This is a genomic window from Pantoea sp. GbtcB22, assembly GCF_019091025.1.
GTDB classification, from domain to species: Bacteria; Pseudomonadota; Gammaproteobacteria; order Enterobacterales; family Enterobacteriaceae; genus Pantoea; species Pantoea leporis.
Genome location: NZ_JAGXKB010000220.1, coordinates 1 through 271, shown reverse-complemented (window position 1 = coordinate 271; position 271 = coordinate 1). Strand labels below are relative to the sequence as shown.

Annotated in this window: 1 protein-coding gene; it reads left to right on the top strand. The window is 42.1% G+C overall.

From position 1 onward, the window contains the following. Window positions 1–243: hypothetical protein (locus tag KVT28_RS25195; RefSeq protein WP_217550904.1), on the top strand; the 243-nt coding region annotated here is incomplete at its 5' end. Between the last annotated feature and the right edge of the window lie 28 nt (window positions 244–271).

The following is a 271-nucleotide window of genomic DNA, read 5'->3' as shown; positions in this document are numbered from 1 at the left end:
AAAAAGTGTAAAAACATGAAGGTTTGGACAGATCCAACCGACATTAGTGTGTATTTGATTGTTGTCGGATTTGTGAAAGACTACTCTGTTTGGATCAATCACGACGAGCAAGAAGGACCTTCAGATACAGATGTTGATGATAACAACGACACATTCTTCGATGCAGATCTTGATACGTTGAATAGTGATGGCGATGATGACCAAGACAACGGTGGTGGAACATATCGCTCCGTACCTTCATAGAGTATCGAAGACTTGGGACTTGACGGTG